General features: G+C 44.0%; 5 protein-coding genes. 2 read left to right on the top strand and 3 right to left on the bottom strand.

Going from position 1 to position 7,872, the window contains the following annotated elements; translation table 11 throughout:
* Window positions 1-183 precede the first annotated feature (183 nt).
* Window positions 184-2,073 (top strand): DUF294 nucleotidyltransferase-like domain-containing protein, encoded by a 1,890-nt coding sequence (locus Q1A70_RS17970; RefSeq protein ID WP_299694867.1) that lies wholly within the window; start codon window positions 184-186, stop codon window positions 2,071-2,073.
* Window positions 2,074-2,078: 5 nt separating this feature from the next.
* Window positions 2,079-2,795 carry a 3'-5' exonuclease gene (locus Q1A70_RS17975; RefSeq protein ID WP_299694863.1) on the top strand — a complete coding sequence of 239 codons (717 nt, stop codon included), beginning with the start codon at window positions 2,079-2,081 and terminating at the stop codon, window positions 2,793-2,795.
* Between the two features lie 155 nt (window positions 2,796-2,950).
* Here the strand turns inward: Q1A70_RS17975 and Q1A70_RS17980 are convergent, their stop codons facing one another.
* The 3 genes from Q1A70_RS17980 to serC form a co-directional block, all read right to left on the bottom strand.
* Window positions 2,951-4,882, bottom strand: a complete 1,932-nt coding sequence (locus Q1A70_RS17980; protein ID WP_299694871.1) for a GGDEF domain-containing protein — start codon at window positions 4,880-4,882, stop codon at window positions 2,951-2,953.
* 20 nt (window positions 4,883-4,902) lie between these two features.
* Window positions 4,903-6,051, bottom strand: a complete 1,149-nt coding sequence (locus Q1A70_RS17985) for an extracellular solute-binding protein (protein ID WP_299694860.1) — start codon at window positions 6,049-6,051, stop codon at window positions 4,903-4,905.
* 563 nt (window positions 6,052-6,614) lie between these two features.
* Window positions 6,615-7,709, bottom strand: a complete 1,095-nt coding sequence (gene serC / locus Q1A70_RS17990) for a 3-phosphoserine/phosphohydroxythreonine transaminase (protein WP_299694857.1) — start codon at window positions 7,707-7,709, stop codon at window positions 6,615-6,617.
* Window positions 7,710-7,872: the final 163 nt, after the last annotated feature.

Raw genomic sequence — 7,872 nt, forward strand, 5'->3', positions numbered from 1 at the left:
GCTACTTCCCCCTCGCCGCGATTAAAACGCTTTTATCTCGAACAAAATTTAACCACGAAAGATCAACACGCCCTAGTCTATCCCTAAGACTTTAAAAAGGTTTTAGCTCACAGATTGATTTGTGACGGAAAATTATTATCAAATGTTGTACCATGAAATCATACAAACCAATGGATGATCATTATGGATGCTGAGTTATTAGAGATTCAAAACTTTCTGGCACAATACCCGCCTTTCAACGAACTCCCGGAGGAGATGTTGGAGAAGGTGACCAGCAGTGTGGAAATTTCTTATTACCGCCAAGATACCCCTATCATTCACTTTGGTGATCAAATTCACGATCTGTACATGGTTCGAAGCGGCGAAGTCGAAGTCTATCGCCGTAAAGGTGAGCTCTATAACCGGCTGGATGAAGGGCACCTATTTGGGCAGATGGGACTCCTAACCAACAACAAGGTGCGTTTCCCTGTCAAAGCGACTGAAGATACCCTGCTCTATTGCATTCCTGAGCCCATATTCCTAGAGCTTTATGACAACTACGACTCTTTTGCCGATTTTGTTGAGGTTGAAGATAACGCGAGACTGCGCCAAGCGAATTCAGACAGCAATGATGCAAACGATCTAACCACATCCAAAGTCAAAACGCTGCTCACCAGTGAAGCGCCAATGATCGAGAAAACGCGTACAATCCAACAAGCAGCCACCATGATGGCACAAGATAACGCCTCATCGCTGCTGATCATCGACCCCAATATTGTTGAAAATGATGACGACGATTCAACACCCGTTATCGGCATCATCACCGACCGTGATCTCTGCACTCGCGTTTTAGCCGAAGGTCTCGACCCTTCTGATGAAGTATCCAGTGTGATGACGCCTGAGGTTATCTCGCTCGACCACAATGCCTACGTATACGAAGCCATGATGACCATGCTTCGCTATAACGTGCATCACCTACCTGTGCTTAAAGATAAGAAGCCAATCGGTATTATCGAAGCAACCGATATTGTTCGTTACGAATCGCAAAATTCACTGTTACTCGTGAGCAGTATCTTCCAACAGCAAAGTATTGAAGATCTAAAAGTACTGTCCGAGCAAGTCAAAGACAGCTTTGTTCGCTTGGTAAACGAAGACGCCAATGCGCACATGGTGGGCACGGCAATGTCAGTGATTGGCCGCAGCTTCAAGCAACGCATCATCGAACTTGCTGAAGATAAACTCGGTAAAGCGCCGATCCCTTATTGCTTCCTCGCACTCGGCTCGATGGGGCGAGATGAACAGCTACTCGTCACTGACCAAGACAATGCTATTATTCTTGACGATACCTACGATGAGAAAAAGCACGGCAAATACTTTGAAGCGTTATCAACCTTCATTTGTGATGGCTTAGATCAGTGTGGCTATGTGTACTGCACGGGTGACATCATGGCCACTAACCCAACTTGGCGTATGACTCGCCGACAATGGGAAGCGTGCTTTGCCGATTGGATTGATGATCCTAACCCGAAAGCGCTGTTGAATGCATCGATCTTCTTCGACCTTGATGGTGTGTATGGCCGTCTAAAATGGGCAGAACAGTTGAACAGCTTTATTGTGCGACGCGCGCGTAAAAATAACCGTTTCTTGGCGTGCCTTGCTCGAAATGCGCTCAACCGTACCCCTCCACTCGGCTTCTTCAAGGATTTTGTGATGGAGAAAGACGGTCGTCACAACAACTCGATCAACCTCAAACGCCGTGGTACTGCACCACTGGCGGATTTGATTCGTGTTCACTCATTAGCGGTCGCTTCTCGCTCTAAGAACTCATTCGAACGTTTGGATGACATTATCGACGCCGGTATTCTGCCAAAAGGCCGAGCACAAGACCTAAAGGATGCGATGGAGTTCATCTCTTTGGTTCGTATTCGTCACCAAGCGCATGATGTAGATAACAATATCGAGCCGGATAACAACATTGAGCCTGAAAACCTCTCTGATTTTGAGCGACGAAATCTAAAAGACGCATTCCAAATATTAAGTAATGCTCAAAACTTCCTTAAGTTCCGCTACCAAGCGAATAACAAATTTAATTAGGGCTTATGAACAAACTATTCAGAACACCTGCGGTCGATTGGCCATTTAAATTTGCTCAGAAGTTAGAGCGCAGCAAAGACAAGCGCTTAAAACTGTTCTATAGCACCCCTCTTCCTACGCCCGATACGCCCATTTCTGAGGTGACTTTCCTGGCTGTCGATTTTGAGACGACGGGGCTAAACTCGACTAAGGATGACATCATTACCATTGGTTTGGTGCCCTTTACGCTTAACCGCATCTATTTACGACAAGCCAAGCACTGGACACTGAGACCGAAACAGAAATTAGAAGAAGAGTCGGTGGTTATTCACGGTATCACCCACAACGACATCATTGATGCTCCAGATCTTAGCGAAGTGTTGGGCGAAATCTTAGAATCAATGGCGGGGCATATCCCTGTTGTACACTATCGCCGTATCGAGCGTGATTTTTTAGATAATGCACTGAAGGTAAGGTTGGGCGAAGGCATTGAGTTTCCAGTCCTCGACACTCTCGAAATTGAATCTCAAATCCAAAATAAATTGGCTGGCGGCTTGTGGAATAAGCTAAAAGGAAAAAAGCCAGCTTCAGTGAGGCTTGGCCAGAGCCGACGTCGTTATCATTTACCGGATTATACTCCACACCACGCGTTAACCGATGCCATAGCAACCGCTGAATTACTCCAAGCTCAAATCGCGCATCATTTCGACCCAGAGATGCCCTTAAAAAGTTTCTGGCTGTAGAGCGTTAACGGTTATGTTACAGGTTTAATTGACGATCACAGCTTTAAAATCATCAAGAGGAGTTCAACTCTCCTCTTTGATTTTATTTGATTCCTAAAATAGTGTTCTACCGATTAACTTGCTTGCCTGTTTACTTGCTTATCGACTGGTCAAGGCTAGTTCCCGACTAAAGACAAATCTCGATAATAGCGCCGCTTTTGACGGTACATATCTTGATCGGCTTGAGAAAAAAGCTGTTCAACGCCGATTGACTCTGTTGACGCGACACCAATCGAAAACCTCACCGGTATTGTTACCCCTACTTTGGTCTCAATACTTTGATTCATCTGGTCAGTATATAGCTGTTCAGCGAGTTGATTTGGATCACCTGACACCTGTTCGGCTGATGTCAGGGTAAGAATGGCAAACTCATCACCACCTAAGCGATAGAGATTACTGTTGTCATGCAAACGTTGACGAATCACCTCGGTACAGCCGTAAATCAATTCATCACCGACTTCATGACCATAGCGATCGTTTGCTGTCTTTAATCCATTAATATCAATGATCAATAAAGACAAATTCTCCTGCTGTTCGCTCACTCGTTGCTTAAAGATATTGAAATCTTCATCAAAGGCTTTACGGTTGTAACACCCGGTCGGCAAATCAATCCGGTTATAATTTTCGAGCTCAAGCCACCCTGCCAGTTGCTTTTGATATAAATCAAAAATTAACTGATCTTCTTCGCTTAGCTGCTCAAAATTGTGATAAGAAAAATGACCAATAGAAGTACCTTTTGAATCCTTGAGCTCCTTGCCTCCTGTCGTCGGCTCGTTAAAACTAAAAACGATTTGGGAGTCTGGAAGCAACGAACTGATTTGTTGATTAACCTGCTCAGGTATCATGCGAAAGCCGATATTTTGCCGCACGGAAGCGAACTTAACGATCTTAAGAATACGGTGTTTCTGTGACGCTTCACGGGCTAATGAATGTGTCAGTTTACTGGTCTTCTCATCAACCGTTTGTTCTAGCTGTAAGTTAAATTGTTCAAGCTTACGGTTGCTCTCTTTAATTTGTCGATAGGCCGAACGCAATTGATCATTGCGCACCTTGGCTTCACGTAACTGACGTTGTATTCGGGCCCACATATTTTCCAACAAACGACTGAAAATAATAAACTCTGTAAAACGGTGCTCTTCTGCACGGTAACTCGGCTGTTGGTTATTGGAATATAATTCGACGGTTCCGGACAGCAAGTTGAGCTGTCTGGCGAACCAGCGAATTAAGACTGATGCAAAGACGACTGCGACAATAAATGTTGCGAACAGTATTTTTACAAACACCGACTGAGATTGCTGCATATCTAACAGGCGAGTTTCATCAGACACATGATGGGTTGCTGCCAGTATCAGCTTCTGCGAAAACAGTTCATTGTCATTAACGATTAACTGAGTGTTCGATTGAACATCCTTTGTATTGGCAGGATAAAAGTAGTTAAATTCAACAGACTCTTTGTCATATAGGAAAGGCGCGACTTTAGACTCTAATTGATCGTAGCCCACTAGCACCACAAGGTAGCCTTGCGGCGTATAACTTGAGCCCTCAAGTAATCGATATGGCAAGATGGGTGCAATAAACGTAATACCTGAGGTCACGTTATCCGCAAGCTCTGACTCAACAAATTCAGTATGAAACAATTTACCTTGATCATAAACGTACTGAGCAAGTTTTAGCTCACCTAACAGTTGGCTTTGCTCAAAATGATACAAACTGCCTTTACTGTCATAAATAGGTTTCCAACTACGATCCAGTATATACGTCGCCGACACACTGTCCGCTAACGCATTAAAGCTATTCATCTTGTCCCGTACCACACTTGAGAAGAATATGTTGCCGCCCGCTTTAATCAGCGATCTATCTTGTGAATACCAGTGTGTCAGCCTAGCTGTGAGGTTAATTTTTTCTTGTATCGTATGATGGATAGCTGCCGTCGAGTTTGCGAGCTTGCTCTCTTTTTGTTCAAGAGAGCTTTCATTTTGCTTATTCAATATCAGTTGACCCGCAAGGTAAACGGGAAGTAACGAGCAAGCCAACAACACCAAACCCACGGTGTATTTCAATGAGATTTTCAATGTTCAGACCTCATATTGTTGGAGTAGTACCTCACAAAATCGTCATAGAATTTATCAAGTTCTGCCGTTGGCATCCCCGATTTATACCGATCATATGCTCTAGCAGATGCCTCCCACACGATCGACATGTGGTAGTCACTTGACATCATTTGCGATACTTGACACTGGTCATACATATCAGAGAGCAGTTGATTTCCTTTTTCAATACGGCGTTTATTGACTTCATTAAAGGGAGAAATCATCGCGTTGGAATGCGCTAAATAGGAAAAACTATACGATTGTAGATACTCAACGACCTCTTGTAATGCAACCGTTTTTTGTGGATTTGCCAGCCCTTTCTTGGTAATAGCAAACACCTTCGCGCCACTAAATGAAGACATAGCTTTACCGCGATAGGTGGGTAAAGAGAGGACTTGCAACTGCTTGCCCACAGCCTGCTGCAATTCACTGAAAGCCCAATCCCCGTCAATCAAGAACTCAACCTCACCACTAATGAAACGCTGCCTCGCACACGCTTCATCACAAGACGCCTCGATAACATGTTGCTGCTCAAGCATACTGATAAACTCAAACACTGAGACCAATTTGTCGCCACGAATATTCTTTGATGAGAGCTTCTGTTGTGAAAAGAGTTGATAAAACGACAAGTAGAAATACATGTTGGGGTTTGGAAACAACAGGCTTGCCTGATCCGACAGAGACGAGCTCTGGATCAGTTGCTCCCAAGAAACAGCATGCTCTTGAGGCGTATTGGAGTACAGCACGAGTTGGTTGCCAATAGCAACGGGCAATGCTTTGAGCTCACCGTTGATGATGACCGCATCTAGAGCTTTTTGTTCATAACGTGAGATATCAACCCAATTATCAGGGAGCGCCGATAGATCAATATAGTCGGTCAGACCTAAAAAGTCGGAAGGAACCCAGATAGCATCCGGAAAGGCATTATCCCTAGAGTCGGCCATCAGAAGCTCGGCTCTTATGGTGTTGATGTCGAATGGACGTATTTCGACACGATGATCCGTCATTGCCTCGATATGCTTACGAAGATAACCTGCCATTTCATGACTGACACCCACCCATATTTCGAGTGTAGACGCACCACTAATCACTGGGAACAGTGCTACTAATAGACTCAAAAACCTCACTCTTAATCCCTCATTATGAAATTGGTTATATCGCTGCAATACTGAAAGTGTTGCAATAGAGAACGCGCTATCCTGCGCAGAAGACTAAATAGCTGGGTGCCAGTATTGGGTGAGTCGCTCATTTGGGATTAACACAAATCGGCACTCAAATGTAGTTAATCTTCATTCACTGCCCTTTTTTAAAACCTATATTCCATTTCACCTTGATACTGCTGATCCCAATATGCAACTGCAACACATCATACTCTTTCGCTATTTTTAGACAAAAAAAATGCCGCAAAAGCGGCATTCATCTCGTTTAGTGTACTTAAACCAACACCAAACAAGTTTGAGTTCAAAATCACATCAAACACATCAATTTGCTGAACAACATAAGTTAAGCAACTAACACAAATTAAGTGAATAACAATAGCCTAGAAAAAAACTTGATAACAAGGCTATGCCTTTCGATAAATCGTTATTCTAAAAACAAAAATATAATGACGTTGGCTAATTTCTAACACGCTAGGGTGACCAGCGAGTTGCTGTGGTTAGCCTCAGATCTGGTTAGTAACAGATGTCGATTAAGCGTACTTCTCTTCAAAGTCTTTCATGAAGCTGACCAATGCTTGGACGCCTTCCAGCGACATCGCATTGTAAATGGATGCTCGCATTCCGCCGACCGCTCGGTGACCCTTCAGAGATTTCAAGCCTGCCGCGTCAGCCAGCTCTAAGAACTTTCCATCCAATTCTGGTTTTGCCAGCTGGAACGGTATATTCATTCTTGAACGGTTGGCAGTGTGTACATCATTCTTATAGAAGTCCGAGCCATCAATTGCATTGTAAAGCAGCGCCGCTTTCTCTTTGTTGACTAATTCAATGGACTCAACCCCACCCTGTGCTTTCAGCCACTTGAATACCAGACCTGACAAGTACCATGCATAAGTCGGTGGAGTGTTGAACATAGAGTCTTTTTCAGCAAGGACTTTATAATTGAGAATACTCGGCAGCAGATCGTTTGCAAGTTCAAGTAAATCATCGCGCACGATGGCAATACAGATACCCGCAGGTCCAATGTTCTTTTGAGCACCAGCATAGATGACGCCATACTGAGACACATCAATCTTACGAGATAGAATATTAGATGACATATCCGCGACGATTGGCTTATCGGTTTGAGGAAGCTCGCTGATTTCAATACCATCGATCGTTTCGTTGGGACAGAAATGCACATACGCCGCTTCTGGATCAATTTTCCAATCTTTCGCCGGAACAACCGCTGCTTTACCATCAATAGACGTCTTAGCGTTGAATACATCAATGTCGCAATACTTACTCGCTTCCGTTACCGCGCTTTCAGCCCAGTAGCCCGCATCAATGTAAGTTGCTTTTTTTGCATTACCAAGCAGGTTTAGAGGAACAGCGGCGAATTGAGCACGAGCGCCCCCCTGACAGAAAAGTACTTTGTAGTTGTCTGGGATGTTCAGAAGATCACGTAGGTCCTGTTCAGACTCATCAGCAACTTGAATAAACTCCTTGCTGCGATGGCTGATTTCCATGACCGAGGTTCCTAAACCATTCCAATCAATGAAATCGGTTTGTGCTTGTTTCATTACTGGTTTAGGCAGTGCCGCCGGGCCAGCACTAAAATTGAATACGTTATCTAATGTAAGTTCCATGGGGAAGATTGCTCCTGCTAAATAATAACTATGGAATTAATACCATGTTTTACCCAACATAAAAACAACAAAAGAGGTCTTAAGACCTAATGCCGTTCACTTAAGGTGAGCGGCATTGTTTTTTCTAGGATATCGGCTTGGCTTTTTCTTCACGACTCTAGGG

The organism is uncultured Vibrio sp. (assembly GCF_947488985.1).
Classification (GTDB): domain Bacteria; phylum Pseudomonadota; class Gammaproteobacteria; order Enterobacterales; family Vibrionaceae; genus Vibrio.